The sequence below is a fragment of the Flavimarina sp. Hel_I_48 genome (assembly GCF_000733945.1).
Classification (GTDB): Bacteria; Bacteroidota; Bacteroidia; order Flavobacteriales; family Flavobacteriaceae; genus Leeuwenhoekiella.
In genome coordinates, this window is the sequence record NZ_JPOL01000003.1 from 188,832 (window position 1) to 205,300 (window position 16,469).

Below are 16,469 nucleotides of genomic sequence, written 5' to 3' on the forward strand. Positions count from 1 at the left end.
AAAAATTGACATAAAATGGACTCAGAAGAGCTCCGTGGACTCGTACTTGCCGGTGGGAAGTCGGAACGTATGGGGGTAGACAAAGCTAATATTTGCTATCATCAACTCCCCCAGCAATTTCATACCGCCAGCCAATTAGAAGATTTAGGAATAAAAGCTTTTATATCCATTCGGAAAGAGCAAGCGCAGAAAGCGGATTATAAGTACATTGTGGACCTGCATAAAAATATGGGCCCCATGACCGGTCTCCTGAGCGCTTTTGAAACTTATGAATGTTCCTGGCTTTGTATGGGTTGCGATTATCCAATGATTTCAAAAGTTCATATTCAAAAATTGCTAAAAGAACGTGATAAAACGGTTTTTGCAACCGTTTTTCAGGATAAAAATACTGGTTTTTTGATCCCTACCCTGGCTATTTATGAGTGCTCTTTTTTTTTATTACTGAAAGAAAACGTGCTGAAAAAACAGTTTTCGCTTCAGAAAATACTTAAGAACAATCCGTGTCATATAATTCCTGTGGATGGGGACGCGTACACGAGTGCAGATACAAAGAATGACTATGAAAGAATCACAAGAAAGCTCGGTTTTTCGGAAGGAAATCGTGAAGGTCAAAGCGAGTGAAATTCAATATACTACAGATACTCTTGCGGTGGAAGAACCTTTTGAGATCAGCATCAGTGTATTAAAGGCCACACCGCCCATTTTCAATAAAAACATATCGATCACAATGCGCACCCCCGGTCACGATGCAGATCTGGCAGTGGGATTTTTATTCACCGAAGGCATCCTATCAACTCCCGAACAGGTGGAGCAAGTGCTCGTTAGTGAAAACAAGGTCAACGTATTTTTGAGAAATTCAGAAACGCTGGACTTGAGCCAGTTGGAACGCCATTTTTACACCAGCAGCAGTTGCGGGGTATGTGGTAAATCCAGTATAGATGCGATCAAAACCGTGTGTCAGCTTGATTTGAACCCTAAACCGCTTAAGGTAGATCCTGAACTGATCAAAACCTTTCCCGCAATTTTAAGGGCACGTCAGGAGGTTTTTGATAAAACCGGAGGCTTACACGCAGCCGTACTTTTTGATATCCACGGGAATTTGCTGGATTTGCGTGAAGATGTGGGCCGTCACAATGCGCTTGATAAGCTACTGGGCGCATCGTTTAAAGCAAACAACCTGCCCCTTGATGACAAATTGCTGTTGCTCAGTGGGAGGGCAAGTTTTGAACTGATTCAAAAAGCATCCATGGCAGGAATACAGGTGGTAATGGCGGTGGGCGCGCCGTCCAGCCTGGCCGTAAAATTAGCAATGGAGTTCAACATGACCCTTATAGGTTTTCTATATGAGAACCGGTATAATATCTATTGCGGGCAGGAAAGGATTCTTGCAGAACACGCAGTTGAAATGGATCATTAATATAAATCACGCCGACTATTTTGTAGCGAAGTATTCAATAAATAACGGAATATCCGGGTAAGATTTCAGCAGAAGACTTGGCTAAAAATCTTGTAAAAGGGATTAAAACAGATACCATGAAAATTAGAATTAAACAAAATTCCATACGCTTTCGTTTAACCCGTTCTGAGGTCGAACAGGTTTGCAAACAGGGTCATTATGAAGAAGAAACCGATTTTAATTCAGGCCAGTTTCGCTATTCTGTTTGTACTAAAGAGGGAATAGAGAACTTAGAGGCATACTTTATTGAAAATAGGATAACCTTATATTTGCCAGATACTTATGCAACACAATGGTTGGATTCTGAGCAGGTTGGTTTTGAACATAATATGCCTTTAGAAAACGGAAAAGAATTATTGCTGCTACTGGAAAAAGACTTCGTGTGTATGGATGACAACCGGGAAGATCAATCTGACAATTACCCCAATCCCATGGCAGAAAAGTTGCGTTAAAAAAAAGATATGAAAAAAGAAGAAAAAGAATCCAGGGCGCTGACTTCAGAAGAGTTGACGGGTATTCATACCGGTACGCATAAAGAAACAGCAGCAGGCGCAAAAGCGGTATTGGTTTCCATGAAACATATACTTGACGCTATGGGACCTGTACGCGGTGGCAAAGCATTGCTCAACCTCAATCAAAAAGACGGTATAGACTGCCCCGGTTGCGCCTGGCCAGATCCCGATAATGAGCGTAGTAAAGTTGCAGAATACTGTGAAAACGGGGCAAAAGCAATCTCCGAAGAAGCCACGTCAAAAAAGGTTGAAGCTGATTTCTTTGCAAAGCACAGCGTTTACGATCTTTCGCTTCTTTCTGATTATGAAATAGGGAAAAATGGACGTATTGCCCAACCTATGTACCTTCCGGAAGGAGGAACGCACTATGAAGAAATAAGTTGGGACGCTGCCTTTACCCTTATCGCGAAACATTTAAATACACTTGAAAGTCCCGATGAAGCAATATTTTATACTTCGGGCCGTACCAGCAACGAAGCTGCTTTTCTTTATCAGCTATTCGTTCGTGAATACGGTACAAACAATTTGCCAGATTGTAGCAATATGTGCCATGAAAGTACCAGTACCGCGCTTAGCGAAAGCATTGGTATAGGTAAGGGAACGGTGAAATTAGAGGATTTTTATCAGGCAGAGGTCATTATGATCATGGGCCAGAATCCAGGTACCAACCATCCACGTATGCTCAGTGCGCTACAAAAAGGCAAACGCAATGGAGCGACTATCATTTCGGTAAATCCGATTGTAGAAACAGGGCTTATTTCCTTTAGCAACCCTCAGGAAGTCAAAGGGATGCTGGGCGCAAGCACAAAACTTACAGATGTTTACCTTCAGGTCAGGATAAACGGAGATCTGGCACTCTTGCAGGCGCTTGCCATATTAATGCTTGAAGAAGAAGATAAAAATCCGGGCAGTGTCTTTGATCAGGACTTTATAAATGAGAAGACAGATGGTTCAATGGCGTACATTGAACATTTGCGCACCATAAACATCGCAGATTTGCTTCCTATTTGCGGAATTCCACTGGAGCAGTTACGGGAAACGGCCGCTATTTTGTGCAAAAAGAAGAAAATAATTATCTGTTGGGCCATGGGCCTCACGCAGCATAAGAACGCTGTGTACACGATAAAAGAGGTTGTGAATATTCTCCTATTAAAAGGAAGTATAGGCAAGTTAGGTGCAGGCGCTTGCCCCGTACGCGGCCATAGCAATGTACAGGGAGATCGTACCGTAGGTATTTTTGACAGACCGTCAAAAGAATTGCTAGATAGCCTTGAAAAAGAGTTTGGCTTTAATCCGCCACGGGAAGATGGTTATGATGTCGTAAAAAGTGTAAAAGCAATGCACAAGGGCAAAGCGAAGGTATTCTTTGGAATGGGTGGTAATTTTAGTTTGGCTACACCAGATACTGCTTATACCGCAGAGGCATTGAGAAAATGTGATCTAACCGTTCAGGTTTCCACAAAATTAAACCGAAGTCATCTGGTACACGGTAAAGAAGCACTTATCCTACCCTGCTACGGTAGGACGGATAAGGATTTTATAGATGACGAACTTCAATTTTTATCAGTGGAGAATTCTACGGGAGTGGTGCACAGTACACGTGGTAGCCTCACCCCTATTTCAGATAAATTGCTTAGCGAACCGTATATCGTTTGTAAAATGGCAAAAGCAACCTTAAAAGATTCTGTGGTAGACTGGGATAGCTACTTAAATCATTATGACGCGATTAGGGAGAGCATTGCCGCCTGTATACCCGGATTTTCAGAATACAACAAAAAAGTACGCCAGCCGGGCGGATTCTATTTACCGAATGGAGCACGGCACAATACCTATGAAACAGATACGGGCAAGGCGCATTTCAATGTTAGAAAAGTGGAAGCTCATCCCATTAAAGAGGATGAATTCATGATGATGACCATACGTAGCCATGATCAATATAACACCACCATTTATGGTTTAAATGACCGCTATCGCGGTGTTTATAATGAACGTCGTGTAATCTTTATGAATGCCAAGGATATAGTGAAACTTGGTCTTAAGGAGAAAGATCTGGTAGATCTCTACAATTATAGTGACGGTAAGGAACGTATTGCTCCTAAGTTCGTCGTTGTTCCCTACAACATTCCACAGCAATCTGTAGCAACATATTTACCAGAGGCCAATGTACTTGTACCCATAGAATCCACTTCAGATAAGAGCAATCAGCCTACCTCAAAATCTGTTGTAATCAAAATAGTAAAACATGTTCGTGCTCAAGGAGAGAAACACGAGTAGCAGTTTTAACCGAATAGGCTTTTAAGAAAAGGGTATAAAAAAAGAAAGGCCGTCTTTACAGACGGCCTTTCTTTTAACTCTATAAAAAGAGTATTAGTCGATAAGTCTCACATTAACAGCGTTTAGGCCTTTTTTGCCCATTTCAGTCTCATATTCAACATGGTCATCCTCACGAATTTCGTCGATCAAACCAGTTGCATGTACAAAAATCTCTTCACCAGAATCACTTGGCTTTATAAATCCGAAACCTTTTGCGTTATTAAAAAATTTAACTTTGCCTTCTTTCATTGTAATATTTTTATTATTGGTTAATTTATTTAAAAATTTGGTTATAAAACTCATTTATTCAGTCAATTAAAAAATTTAAAGATGTTGAGTATTGATTTTATCTAAAACTTTTTAAAACGTTAGAGCTTTCAATAAAATACAAAATATCATTACCAAACCTTATTGTATTTACCGCAATATTACGGCAAATAATACAAACCACCTACAAATTAGTGTTAATCTATTCTTATGTTTAAAAGAATATTCAAATTGGAATACTTTTACCTAATGATCTATAGAAAAACGGAGATTTAAATTTATTTTAAAAATTTAATGACCACGAGATCAATAGATTCCCTTAAATAAAACTACTACGCTATTATAATTAATAAAAGTTAAAAAAAAACTGCGGTGTATAATTACCGCAGTTGAATACTATAGATTTTAATTCAAAATTAAATTAGTTTGATCTGGATGGGAAATTAGTTGAACAAGTCGTTTAATCTCAGATCTTTTTGATCAACTTTCACAATTAAATTTCGACTTTGGGATAATGATCTGCTTCTATGAAGGAAGTGTCATAACCGCCAAATTTTTTCATATAACTTTTTAGTGAAGTACCGAAAGCATCCCGAAATCCATCCACGCCGCCAGATCTTAAGTATCTTTTTACGCTGCCCGGTCCACCAAGATGGGCCGCTGCAAGAATACCAGATTCAGTAACCAGCACACCGTTGACCTCTTTACCGGCAAAACGCTTTATATCCTTGCGAAGCACCCACTTATTACGTGCTAAATTGGCTATAAATGCTTTATCCTGTAATACGGGATTGTTTATAAAATCTTCTGTATCGTTTATACCTAGTAAAAGGAGTGTGCTCCTGCCGAACTGATATCTCCCCAAATAACCAAACTTATTGATACGGGAATAATCATTGCGGGATTCCTTAAAACCCAGAGCTTCTTTAAATCCTGCAAATGAAGTTCCTACATTTGCAAAATTGGTGACATCAAGGTCATGGGGTTCTACATCGTCCTCTACTGGAACGGTGTAAGAAAGATCAAGACCATCCGTTGAATATTCTTTGAAATCCCCGGAATCCTTTACCGATAAACTCATGGACACAAGTCCAAATACGGAAGGTACTGCAGCTAATTTAAGTATATTTTTCGTCATAGATTTGTTTTCGGAAAGCCTGGCGATGCAAAATTGTTACCTTCCTATTTCACTATGCAAATATACTAAAAATTTTAAATATATGATTTACAAACCTTTATAGGTAAATCATATGGTACTATATACTACCGCTATAACAAATTTAAAACCCTCATAAAACAATACTTTAACGGTTTACACCCTGGGCGTTGATCCACCGTATATATTGCTGTCGGTTTGCATTGTGCTGGCTTAGCGTTTTTGCAAACATATGGTAACCAGGTTTGGAAACATCTGCGACAAAATAATAGAAATCGTGTTTTTCTGGGCTTAAAACGGCATTTATTGCAGAAAGATCTGGCATGGTAATGGGCCCAGGGGGCAAACCTTTGTACTTATAGGTATTGTAAGGTGAATCTGTTTCCAGGTCCTTATAAAGTACACGTTTGATAATTTGATCAAAATTGGCTGCATTTCTTTTTACAGCGTAAATGACGGTGGGGTCTGCGTCCAGTTTCCAGCCATTGTTGAACCGGTTTAGATATACTCCAGCTACGCGTGGCCGTTCATCTGCCTTAACGGTTTCCTTCTGAACGATGGAAGCCAGGGTATACACTTCTGTAAGGGTCAAACCCACGGTCTTTGCCGCCGCTATTTTTTGAGTATTCCAAAAACGTTTGTGCTCCTGTACCATTTTATCCCGGAAACCTTCCGCATCTGTATTCCAGTAAAATTCATAGGTATTGGGAAGATAAAGCGTAAGTGCCGTATTTTCATTGAGCCCCTGCTGTCTCAGGAATGTAGAGTCCCGCAAGACCTTTACAAGTGACAAACTATCTGCTTCCAACTGTTCTGCAATGCGACCAGCCAGGTTTTCTATCCGTTCTTGATTGTTAAAAGAAATGGTAATGGGAATATTACCACTGCGTATGGCATTTACGATCTCGTTGTTATTGCTCCCCTTTGTGATAATAAAATGACCTGCGGAAATATTATTTACATACCCCTTACGGCTGGCCACCTCGTCAAAAGATTCCATATCTTCAAGCAGTGGTTTCAACGCGTTCCTTACATCGTTATACGTAGCATTGGTTTTTATAAAAACATGCGCCTCGTCATTATTGAAGGTAGTGTTCGGAGAAAAAAGTGAGGTATAAATGGTATATGCAAAAATACCGGCACCCACTAATCCCAGTAAGGCAACGGCCAGTAGTATTTTTTTAATGTACATCAGTATTTATCAATTGGTATAAATGTTCGTTTTTATAGCTTCCGCGTATGCGTTTCCAGTCCTTTAGGACTCCCACGGACTTAAAATTCATTTTTTCAAACAGTTTTATGCTGCGGTCATTGCCATCCAGGATATTGGCATACAGTTGATGCATATCCAGGTGTGTAAAGCTGTAGGTAGTGATAAGCTGCAAGGCCTCTGCACCATAGCCCCTGCCCCGTTCTGCGCTGCTGGTGATTATAATACCCACGCCCGCGCGATGGTGTTTGGGATCATAATCATATAAATCAATCATACCCAGTACTTCCTGTGTATCAATCTTGCAAATGGCAAGGCGAAGTTGCTTGACTTCAAATATATCGCGATGCACATTTTTCAAATATTGTTTAATGATAAAACGGGAATACGGAGTAAGTGTAGTACTCAATTCCCATAGTTCTTCATCATTTTCGATCTGGTGTATAAACTCGAGATCTTCAGGCTCGAGAGCGCGCAAATAAAGTTGTTTTCCTTTTAGTGTTATGGCCATAATCCCTCAAATACAAAATTAGCGGCCCCTATAAGATAAATAGAATCATACCCTGTGGTAGATTTATGGAAAGAAATGGTCAATTTTCCGCCCTCAGCGTTGATTTTTACCTCATTTTTGTCGGTTTTTCCCAGATGGTGCATTGCCAGCGCCACCGCGGTAACCCCTGTACCACAGCTCAGTGTTTCATCTTCAACACCGCGTTCATAGGTGCGCACATTAAATTCTGAACCCTGCTGGGCGACAAAGTTTATATTACTACCGGCCTGACCATATAAGGAGGAATATCGAATCTCGCTTCCTTCTTTCTTTACATCCAGCGCACTAAGGTTCTCCCTAAATTCAATATGGTGTGGCGAACCCGTATTTATAAATATATAATTGTCCCGTTCTACTATCTGGTTTACATCATTCATTTTAAGGTGTACCTGCCCTTCTTTAATAAAGGCTTCATGCGGCCCATCTATGGCTTCAAAATGTGCCTTTTTTTCAATTATGCCAAGTTGGTGGGCGAAGGCGACTACACACCGGCCACCGTTGCCGCACATAGAGCTGGTCCCATCTGCATTGTAATAAACCATGGTAAAATCAAGCTCTTCATGATTCTCCAAAAGGATCAGGCCGTCTGCCCCTATTCCAAATTTGCGATCACAAAGCTTTTGAACAAGTTTGGTATCATTTTTGGAAAAGGATTCCATACGGTTATCGATCATTATAAAATCGTTACCCGTACCTTGATATTTGTAGAAAGGTAATGGCATTTTTTTATTTTGAATGAATTGCGAAAATACAATTTTTAATGGGTTTTCTTATTCGTTAAATATGCGTTAATCCTGCAACACCCTACACGATATCAAGTCTTTTAACTGTTATACTAAATAGAAACAACAATTTAGACTATGAAGAATTTTGCAAAAATGTTGTTCGTTGCCATTCTTGGCGGAGCAACTTCACTGGGCACCTATCATTATTTTGAAGATGGAAAAGTGCCTTTTACCACAATAGAATCCCAGCCCATTACAACCCTGCCCGTAACGTTTAAAGGCGGCCCCCTTAGCAGTACAAATGCAGATTTTACCGAAGCGGCAGACCGCACCGTACATGCCGTGGTACACGTAAAAAACGTTCAGGTAGCGCGCAGGCCCAGAAACATGCAGGAATATTTTCATGGTGGAGGGGAAATAGAAAAAGGATTGGCCGGTACTGGTAGCGGGGTTGTGATCTCCCAGGATGGTTATATTGTGACCAATAATCACGTCATAGATGGTGCCAGCGAACTTGAGGTAACCATGAACGACAACCAAACCTATACAGCTAAAGTAATAGGTGCTGATCCAAAAGCGGATATCGCATTACTTAAAATTGAGGCAGAAGAAGACCTACCCTACCTTCCCTTTGGCGATTCAGAAGCGACGCGCTTAGGCGAGTGGGTACTTGCAGTAGGAAATCCTTTTAATCTTACCAGTACGGTCACTGCGGGTATAATTTCCGCAAAAGCCAGGGATCTTGGTGAATTTAGCGGTAATCCATCATCTTTTATTCAAACAGATGCCGCGATCAATCCCGGTAACAGCGGTGGCGCATTGGTAAATATTAATGGCGAACTTATAGGTATCAACACCGCGATTACATCGCAGACCGGTAGTTATGTAGGGTATGCCTTTGCCGTTCCTTCTAACCTGGCGCGTAAAATCGTTGAGGACATTATGGAATATGGTAATGTGCAACGCGGTATTCTTGGAGTTTCTGGTACACAATTGAATCCTACCGTTGCAGAGCAGATTGAAATTTCTGAAAGCCAGGGCTTTTATGTCGGTGGTGTAGAACCGGGAAGTGGCGCAGAAAAAGCAGGCTTAAAAAAAGGGGATATCATTAAGAAAGTAGATGAGAAACAAATTACCAAATTTGCTGATTTATCAGGTTACCTCAATACAAAGCGGCCTGATGATAAGGTTCAGGTTGAATTTCTCCGCGATGGAAAATTGAAAACTTTACTAGTTACGCTTTATAAATTAAGCACATATAAAATAGAAAAACTGGGTGTTGAGGTCAAAGATATCGCACGCGAGCAACTTAAGGATTATGACGTTTCAAACGGCGTGGTGATCAATAATGTTACCCGCGAAGACCTGGCGCGTTATGACTTGAAAGGCGTTCTTATTAGTGAAATAGATGGTGAGTCGGTTAAAAATATCGAGCAGATTCAAAGATTTTTAAAAGAAAAAAGTGATTCTGAACCTATAAGCATCACATTTGTTTGGCCAGGAGGCGAACAAAAACAGATTATATTTCAATAGAATAGAAATAGATTTCTCTGTTTATAAGAAAAACCACACTAATTCTTTAGCGTGGTTTTTTTTGAATTTAATTGTTATGATCACGTTTTAGTTGATAACGATATAATACTATGCAATTCCGCAGAATCTCTTTAATATGACAAATGATTATTACTCTTTTTATAGGAAAAATAGGACATTTAAGCCTATTTTTGGAACTTTAGAAGCATTTTCTGTTCCTTTAATTTGCGGAATAATTTTAACTTTAAGCATTGAGAAAATTGCTTTGCTAATTTTTTGATTATAAAATCTAAATATGTCAGCATCTACCTCTGAAGGATCTAGAAAACACCGCGGTGCAAAGAAAAAAAGATATATACTACCAGTGGTCATACTTATCCTGCTGGTAGCTTTCAGGTTTTATTTGCCTACGCTGGTTAAAAATTATGTCAATGACGTACTGGCAGATATACCGGGATTCTATGGGCATGTGGATGATATTGATCTAGCCCTTTACCGTGGTGCTTATGTAATAAATGGGATGTACCTTAATAAAGTGAACGCATCTACTGAAGTTCCTTTTCTGGATTTTCCAAAGACGGATATTTCAATAGAATGGAAATCGCTCTTTAAAGGAAAAATCGTGAGTGAGATTACCATGTTTGATCCAGAGATTACCTATATTTTTGAAGACCAACAGAAAGAAGCTGCAGAAGGGGATGCAGATACAGACGACTGGACGAAAGCGCTTACAGATCTTGTTCCCATCAACATCAACCATTTTGAAATCCATAATGGAAAACTTGGTTTTGTAAAACTTCAGGAGGATCCCAATATCGATCTGTATCTCAACAATTTAGAGCTTTACGCAGACAATTTGCGCAATGTAAAAGGCCAGAGCGACAAACTGCCCTCCCCTATTGAAGCTTCCGCAGTGAGTATAGGTAAAGGAGAATTTAGGCTTGATGGCGGTCTGGACCTTATCAAAGAAATCCCGGATATGGATATCAATTTTTCACTACAAAAAGCAGATATTACCGCAATTAATGACCTCACCCAGGCCTATGGCGGTATTGACTTTAAAGAAGGTGAACTTGATATATACGGTGAGATCGCTATTGCAGATGCCTATCTTAAGGGATATGTAAAACCCATGCTCAAGGACACTAAACTGATAAGTAAAGAAGATAGCTTTCTTAGCGTCATATGGGAAGGTTTTGTGGGAATGTTCAAGTTTATCCTTAAAAACCAGGGCACAGATACCTTAGCAACCCGCGTACCGCTTGAGGGTAATTTAGACAACGTGAATGCCGGGGTCTGGACGACCGTTTTTAAGATTTTTGAAAATGCATGGTTCAATGCCTTTCAGGGCAAGGTGGACCAGGATATAGATTTTGAAGATGCTAAACAAGAGGCCAATTTAGACGAAATGAGCGGTAAAGAAAAAAGGATGTACCGCAGGGCCAAACGTGAAGCAGAAAAAGAAAAACGCAAGAAGGAAAATGATGATTCCCAACAGTAATAAATAGCGCGGCTAAGCTATTATTTTGTAAATTTGCCGCCTAATTTACAATACTGCCTTCAATGGGCCGTTTTTGCATCAAACGCAAAAAAAATTAAACATACTATGCGCATAAAATCCCACTTACTGGCATTTGCCCTTTTAGGAGGCCTGCACCTTGCGACCGCCCAGGAAACTCCCGAAACGGAGCAAAAACCGAACACCATCAATCAGCAATTTGAGGATATGAAGGAGAGTTCCAACAACTTTCAGGAATATAAAGTTGTTAAAAGAACCACCTTAGACCGCCTGCAAAGCAACACACAGGACAGCCTCAATGCATTTAAGGTTCAGGTAAGCACCTTTGACGATCAGTTGGAAGAACGCAATAACAACATAGCTTCGCTAAAAAGCTCCCTGAAAGAAACCAAGAATACCCTTGAGGAAACACGTGCGAACGTTGCTTCCATAAGCTTTTTGGGAATCCAGATGAGCAAAGCGGGTTACAAGACCTTAATGTGGGCCATTGTAGGTATTCTTGCCCTGGCACTCGTGTTTTTTATAATTCGCTACCGCGGAAGTAATGCGCATACGATCGCTGCCCGCAAAAAACTTGGCGAAGTGGAATATGAGTACGATGATTTCAGAAAAAAATCCCTTGAAAAGGAGCAGCGTCTTGGAAGACAATTGCAGGATGAACGCAATAAAGGGATCAAAAAGCCTTAAAAACAAGCTTTTAGGAGCATAAAAAGAATACTTCCGTGGCTTTCGCTACGGTTTTTTTTTGTGTACAGCAAACATCCGGAATACATGACGAACAATAATTGGCTACTTTTGCCGATAAATACTTCCGTGGCAACCCTTTTCAAAACATACACTTTCCTATGCGCATAGATATCATAACCGTAGTTCCAGATCTTTTGACCAGTCCCTTTGAAGCCTCTATTATGAAACGCTCTATAGAAAAAGGGCTCGTGGATATTCAATTGCACAACTTACGCGATTATTCCCTGGGAAATTACAATCAGGTAGATGACTACCAGTATGGTGGTGGTGCAGGTATGGTGATGATGATTGAACCCATAGATAAATGCATAAGCGCCCTAAAGGAGCAAAGGGATTATGATGAGGTAATTTATATGACGCCAGACGGTAAAACGCTGAATCAGGGAATGGCCAATCAAATTTCTACCCTTGAAAATATCATTATTTTATGTGGTCATTATAAAGGAGTAGATCAGCGCGTACGCGATCATTTTATCACGCGCGAAATTTCAATAGGTGATTATGTACTTAGCGGTGGCGAGCTGGGCGCTCTTATACTTTGTGATGCGATTATACGCCTCATTCCTGGTGTTTTAGGCAATGAGACCTCTGCCCTTACTGATTCTTTTCAGGATAATTTGCTGGCTCCCCCTATTTATACAAGACCTGCCGAATACAAAGGTTGGGAAGTACCCGAAATCCTAACTTCGGGGAACACCCCTAAAATTGAAGAATGGCGTGAGGACCAGGCCTACAAACACACGCAGGAAAGAAGGCCAGATTTATTGGAATAATGGCTGATTTTTGTTCTTTTATAGTCAATTAATTGACTAAAAAGGAGCATTTTTTGGGTATTCTGAACTTCAATTTCTGTGAAAATAATCTGAATTAAAAAAAAATAAGCATCATGTTGTGTACTAGGGAATAATATGTATATTTGCGCCCTTATAGAACCAACCTCTGGCGATAATCGCGAATGTTGCCTCTAGCAAACAATCAAAATCCTGTAAAATGGAAGATTTAATTAAGTTCGTCCAGGACGAATATGTTACTGAAAATTCAAAAGAATTTCCAGATTTTGGAGCTGGTGATACCATTACTGTGTATTACGAAATTAGTGAAGGTGAAAAAACACGTACCCAGTTTTTTAGGGGCGTTGTAATTCAATTGCGCGGTAGCGGTTCTACTAAAACCTTTACCATTCGCAAAATGTCTGGTACCGTGGGTGTAGAACGTATATTCCCTATCAACCTACCTGCACTTCAAAAAATTGAGATCAATAAAAAAGGTAAAGTACGTAGATCACGTATTTATTACTTTAGAGGCCTTACTGGTAAAAAAGCAAGGATCAAAGAAGTCAGAAAATAAGACTTTCGCAGAAGCGGAAATCAAAAACCTCTCCCTGGAGAGGTTTTTTTATGTCTTCTATCTAAGAATAGCCTTTTGAAAAAATTACAGTGCAAAACTTATACTTCTTCTAGAATCTATTGAATATTTACAATAGAATATTTTAACAATTAATATTGTAGTTCTATTTAAAAGTACTCATATCAATTTTGTAATAACGTAATTCAACGTTATAAATAACTCCTTGTCGATTTTTTTTATTTTCATCAATTATATTCGCCCTAACAAGTTTGATCCCAGTGTGTTAAATATATTCTAAAATCATTGCAAACGTTTGCGTTAAGTTTTAATTTAGTCTTATAATTATTAGCAATACATAATTAACGTTCTGATATTCCTGTCTTGAATTTTATGTATATAAGATCAAACCAGGAATATGTATACTTGACTTTTTGAAGAATCCACGTTCGTGGTAAAAAGCAACTTTTGATTTTTAATTTTAGTTAGGGGTCTTTCCTCTAGAAAACAATATAAAAATCAACCCATGTTACTTTCTTTCATAAAAGTCAAACTCAGGATGTTGCTGATCTTAAAAAAGTCAGTCATCCCAATGCTTTGATTTACGGTACGGGCAGTAATTTTCCCGTTTGAGAGAACTTTAGGGGTTCGCCGGTAAAAAATCAAACCATTAGAAGCCATATCAACGTACTTTGTACAGTGATATGGCTTTTTTTATGCATATAATAAAAATGCGTCGGTTTTATTGTAAAACGCACATAAACCGCATTAAGACTGCAAATTTACATCGAAATAACCTTAAAAATCCTATATTTGCGATTCTGAATTAACAATGATTGAAACGATCTTGAGTCTCGTTATTGTTGCATTAATTTACTCCTTAAGAACAATTTATTTATGTCTACAACATCAAAAATAGCATATACATTAACAGATGAGGCGCCTGCCCTGGCTACTCATTCTTTTCTTCCCATCGTCAGGAAATTTGCCAAAGCAGCTAATATTGAGCTAGAAACCAAAAATATCTCCCTGGCTGCGAGAATTCTTGCTAATTTCCCAGAGAAGCTCAACGAAGATCAAAAAATGACCGATGCCTTAGGTGAACTGGGCGAACTGGTTACCAAACCGGAAGCCAATATTATTAAATTACCAAACATTAGTGCTTCTATTCCCCAGCTGATCGCGGCGATCAAAGAACTTCAGGAAAAAGGATATGATATTCCCGGTTATCCTGAAAATGCGAATACCGAGGAGGAAAAGGAACTTAAAAAGCGCTACGCAAAAGTTCTGGGAAGTGCTGTAAATCCGGTTTTACGAGAAGGAAATTCAGATCGTAGGGCACCAAAGCCGGTTAAAGAATATGCACGAAAGAACCCGCATAGTATGGGTGAATGGTCGCCTAGCAGCAAATCGCATGTGGCAACAATGAGCAGCGGCGATTTTAGGGCGAATGAGAAATCAGTGACCCTGGACCATGCCACCACTGTGGATATTGTGCTTGAGGATGCTTCCGGTAAGGAAACAATACTTAAAAATGATCTGAAACTACAGGAAGGGGAAGTTATAGATGCTACTGTCTTAAGTAAAAGCGCCCTTCTTCACTTCTTAAAAGAACAGCTGGAAGATGCCAAGGAAAAAAACATTCTCTTTTCGGTTCACCTGAAGGCGACTATGATGAAGATCTCAGACCCTATTATTTTTGGTCATGTGGTGCGCGTCTTCTTTGCTGATGTTTTTGAAAAATACGGTGAAGATCTAAAAAGTGTAGGTGTTGATGCCAAGAATGGACTGGCTGATCTTCTCAATGATATTGAAAAACTTCCCGCGGATAAGAAAAGTGAAGTTGAAAAAGCAATACAGGATACTATAAATAGCAAGGCAGATCTTGCTATGGTAAATTCTGATCAGGGAATAACAAATCTTCATGTTCCCAGTGATGTGATCATAGATGCCTCTATGCCAGCGATGATACGCAATAGCGGACAAATGTGGAATGCGAAGGGCAATTCTCAGGATACTAAAGCGGTTATACCAGATAGCAGTTATGCAGGTATTTATCAGGAAACCATTGATTTTTGTAAAGAAAACGGGGCTTTTGATCCCACTACCATGGGAACGGTTCCCAATGTGGGTCTGATGGCAAAAAAAGCCGAAGAATATGGTTCTCACGACAAAACATTTGAAATAGCACAGGCAGGTACCGTGCGTGTAAAAGATGCTGATGGTAATACCCTTCTGGAACACACTGTAGAACAGGGGGATATATGGAGAATGTGCCAGACCAAAGATGCACCTATTCAAGACTGGGTAAAACTGGCTGTCGCCCGTGCACGCGCAACTGGAGATCCCGCTATTTTCTGGTTAGATGAAGAACGCGGGCATGACGTTGAAGTTATTAAAAAAGTAAATACATATCTCAAAGATCACAACACCGAAGGTCTGGATATTCAGATCATGTCCCCCGTGAAAGCGACCCGCTTTACACTGGAGCGCGTGAAAGACGGTAAGGACACAATTTCTGTAACCGGTAACGTGCTAAGGGATTACAATACAGACCTCTTCCCTATTCTGGAAGTTGGGACGAGTGCAAAGATGCTTTCCATAGTACCTTTAATGCAAGGCGGCGGACTTTTTGAAACAGGCGCGGGAGGTTCTGCTCCTAAACACGTACAACAGTTCACAAAAGAAGGTCATTTGCGCTGGGATTCTTTAGGTGAGTTTTTGGCGCTGGCCGTATCTTTAGAGCATGCCGGGGAGAAGAATGACAACGAAAAAGCTATCATCTTAGGCGAAACGCTGGATGCTGCAACGATCAAGTTCCTGAACAATAAGAAATCACCTTCCCGTGAGGTCAACGAACTAGATAACCGCGGTAGTCATTTTTACTTAGCGCTTTACTGGGCGCAAGCACTAGCGGAACAAGATAAAGATAAACAGCTACGGGTAGAATTTGCCGAAATCGCAAGCGAAATGGAAACCAATAGGGAGAAAATCCTTCAGGAGCTTTTAGACGCTCAGGGTCATGAGGTAGATCTAGGGGGTTATTATCTTCCCGATGCCGCAAAAGTGAGCGCAGCCATGAGGCCAAGTGCGACTTTTAATGCCATGATGGGTTCGTAAATTATAAAGCAATAATA

15 protein-coding genes are annotated in these 16,469 nt (G+C 40.0%); 10 read left to right on the plus strand and 5 right to left on the minus strand.

What is annotated here, in order from left to right:
* Nucleotides 1–15: 15 nt before the first annotated feature.
* The 4 genes from P162_RS16735 (at nt 16) to P162_RS16750 (ending at nt 4,242) form a co-directional block, all read left to right on the plus strand.
* Nucleotides 16–621 (plus strand): NTP transferase domain-containing protein, encoded by a 606-nt coding sequence (locus P162_RS16735; protein ID WP_051908131.1) that lies wholly within the window; start codon nt 16–18, stop codon nt 619–621.
* A complete protein-coding gene (gene fdhD, locus P162_RS16740) occupies nt 560–1,417 on the plus strand; it encodes a formate dehydrogenase accessory sulfurtransferase FdhD (RefSeq protein WP_241077819.1) in 858 nt (285 codons plus the stop codon). Before P162_RS16735 ends, fdhD begins: the two co-directional genes overlap by 62 nt.
* Nucleotides 1,418–1,533: 116 nt before the next feature.
* Nucleotides 1,534–1,908, plus strand: coding sequence for a DUF7009 family protein (locus P162_RS16745; RefSeq protein ID WP_031429049.1), 375 nt, complete (start codon nt 1,534–1,536; stop codon nt 1,906–1,908).
* A gap of 9 nt (nt 1,909–1,917) precedes the next feature.
* Nucleotides 1,918–4,242: an FdhF/YdeP family oxidoreductase gene (locus P162_RS16750; protein WP_031429050.1), complete on the plus strand. Its 2,325-nt coding sequence runs from the start codon at nt 1,918–1,920 to the stop codon at nt 4,240–4,242.
* Nucleotides 4,243–4,335: 93 nt separating this feature from the next.
* Here P162_RS16750 and P162_RS16755 read toward each other — a convergent pair whose 3' ends face one another.
* The 5 genes from P162_RS16755 to dapF all read right to left on the minus strand — a co-directional run bounded on the left by P162_RS16755 (nt 4,336) and on the right by dapF (nt 8,186).
* Nucleotides 4,336–4,530 (minus strand): cold-shock protein, encoded by a 195-nt coding sequence (locus P162_RS16755; protein ID WP_031429052.1) that lies wholly within the window; start codon nt 4,528–4,530, stop codon nt 4,336–4,338.
* A gap of 511 nt (nt 4,531–5,041) precedes the next feature.
* Complete coding sequence (locus tag P162_RS16760; protein WP_031429053.1) at nt 5,042–5,686, minus strand: hypothetical protein; 645 nt, start codon at nt 5,684–5,686, stop codon at nt 5,042–5,044.
* A gap of 166 nt (nt 5,687–5,852) precedes the next feature.
* The gene (gene mltG / locus P162_RS16765) at nt 5,853–6,896 is read right to left on the minus strand and encodes an endolytic transglycosylase MltG (RefSeq protein WP_031429055.1); all 1,044 of its coding nucleotides are present in this window, start codon (nt 6,894–6,896) and stop codon (nt 5,853–5,855) included.
* Complete coding sequence (locus P162_RS16770) at nt 6,886–7,425, minus strand: GNAT family N-acetyltransferase (RefSeq protein WP_031429057.1); 540 nt, start codon at nt 7,423–7,425, stop codon at nt 6,886–6,888. The genes mltG and P162_RS16770 overlap by 11 nt, the downstream gene beginning before the upstream one ends.
* Nucleotides 7,416–8,186, minus strand: coding sequence for a diaminopimelate epimerase (gene dapF / locus P162_RS16775; protein WP_031429058.1), 771 nt, complete (start codon nt 8,184–8,186; stop codon nt 7,416–7,418). The genes P162_RS16770 and dapF overlap by 10 nt, the downstream gene beginning before the upstream one ends.
* Nucleotides 8,187–8,324: 138 nt before the next feature.
* Between dapF and P162_RS16780 the strand changes: the two genes are divergently transcribed.
* The 6 genes from P162_RS16780 to P162_RS16805 all read left to right on the plus strand — a co-directional run bounded on the left by P162_RS16780 (nt 8,325) and on the right by P162_RS16805 (nt 16,452).
* On the plus strand, nt 8,325–9,722 hold the full coding sequence (locus P162_RS16780) for a trypsin-like peptidase domain-containing protein (RefSeq protein ID WP_031429060.1): 1,398 nt from the start codon (nt 8,325–8,327) through the stop codon (nt 9,720–9,722).
* A 295-nt stretch (nt 9,723–10,017) separates the two neighbouring features.
* On the plus strand, nt 10,018–11,223 hold the full coding sequence (locus tag P162_RS16785) for a DUF748 domain-containing protein (protein WP_031429062.1): 1,206 nt from the start codon (nt 10,018–10,020) through the stop codon (nt 11,221–11,223).
* Between the two features lie 105 nt (nt 11,224–11,328).
* Entirely contained in the window at nt 11,329–11,928 is a 600-nt protein-coding gene (locus P162_RS16790) for a hypothetical protein (RefSeq protein ID WP_031429064.1), read from the plus strand.
* Nucleotides 11,929–12,086: 158 nt separating this feature from the next.
* Nucleotides 12,087–12,761 carry a tRNA (guanosine(37)-N1)-methyltransferase TrmD gene (trmD, locus tag P162_RS16795; RefSeq protein WP_031429066.1) on the plus strand — a complete coding sequence of 225 codons (675 nt, stop codon included), beginning with the start codon at nt 12,087–12,089 and terminating at the stop codon, nt 12,759–12,761.
* A 217-nt stretch (nt 12,762–12,978) separates the two neighbouring features.
* Nucleotides 12,979–13,335 carry a 50S ribosomal protein L19 gene (rplS, locus tag P162_RS16800; RefSeq protein ID WP_031429067.1) on the plus strand — a complete coding sequence of 119 codons (357 nt, stop codon included), beginning with the start codon at nt 12,979–12,981 and terminating at the stop codon, nt 13,333–13,335.
* An 894-nt stretch (nt 13,336–14,229) separates the two neighbouring features.
* On the plus strand, nt 14,230–16,452 hold the full coding sequence (locus P162_RS16805; RefSeq protein WP_031429069.1) for an NADP-dependent isocitrate dehydrogenase: 2,223 nt from the start codon (nt 14,230–14,232) through the stop codon (nt 16,450–16,452).
* Nucleotides 16,453–16,469 lie beyond the last annotated feature (17 nt).

What these genes read in the sequence shown, in the direction of transcription:
- P162_RS16735 (WP_051908131.1), top strand. Translation starts at nt 16, where the DNA reads ATGGACTCAGAAGAGCTCCGTGGACTCGTACTTGCCGGTGGGAAGTCG.
- fdhD (WP_241077819.1), top strand. Translation starts at nt 560, where the DNA reads ATGAAAGAATCACAAGAAAGCTCGGTTTTTCGGAAGGAAATCGTGAAG.
- P162_RS16745 (WP_031429049.1), top strand. Translation starts at nt 1,534, where the DNA reads ATGAAAATTAGAATTAAACAAAATTCCATACGCTTTCGTTTAACCCGT.
- P162_RS16750 (WP_031429050.1), top strand. Translation starts at nt 1,918, where the DNA reads ATGAAAAAAGAAGAAAAAGAATCCAGGGCGCTGACTTCAGAAGAGTTG.
- P162_RS16755 (WP_031429052.1), bottom strand. Translation starts at nt 4,530, where the DNA reads ATGAAAGAAGGCAAAGTTAAATTTTTTAATAACGCAAAAGGTTTCGGA.
- P162_RS16760 (WP_031429053.1), bottom strand. Translation starts at nt 5,686, where the DNA reads ATGACGAAAAATATACTTAAATTAGCTGCAGTACCTTCCGTATTTGGA.
- mltG (WP_031429055.1), bottom strand. Translation starts at nt 6,896, where the DNA reads ATGTACATTAAAAAAATACTACTGGCCGTTGCCTTACTGGGATTAGTG.
- P162_RS16770 (WP_031429057.1), bottom strand. Translation starts at nt 7,425, where the DNA reads ATGGCCATAACACTAAAAGGAAAACAACTTTATTTGCGCGCTCTCGAG.
- dapF (WP_031429058.1), bottom strand. Translation starts at nt 8,186, where the DNA reads ATGCCATTACCTTTCTACAAATATCAAGGTACGGGTAACGATTTTATA.
- P162_RS16780 (WP_031429060.1), top strand. Translation starts at nt 8,325, where the DNA reads ATGAAGAATTTTGCAAAAATGTTGTTCGTTGCCATTCTTGGCGGAGCA.
- P162_RS16785 (WP_031429062.1), top strand. Translation starts at nt 10,018, where the DNA reads ATGTCAGCATCTACCTCTGAAGGATCTAGAAAACACCGCGGTGCAAAG.
- P162_RS16790 (WP_031429064.1), top strand. Translation starts at nt 11,329, where the DNA reads ATGCGCATAAAATCCCACTTACTGGCATTTGCCCTTTTAGGAGGCCTG.
- trmD (WP_031429066.1), top strand. Translation starts at nt 12,087, where the DNA reads ATGCGCATAGATATCATAACCGTAGTTCCAGATCTTTTGACCAGTCCC.
- rplS (WP_031429067.1), top strand. Translation starts at nt 12,979, where the DNA reads ATGGAAGATTTAATTAAGTTCGTCCAGGACGAATATGTTACTGAAAAT.
- P162_RS16805 (WP_031429069.1), top strand. Translation starts at nt 14,230, where the DNA reads ATGTCTACAACATCAAAAATAGCATATACATTAACAGATGAGGCGCCT.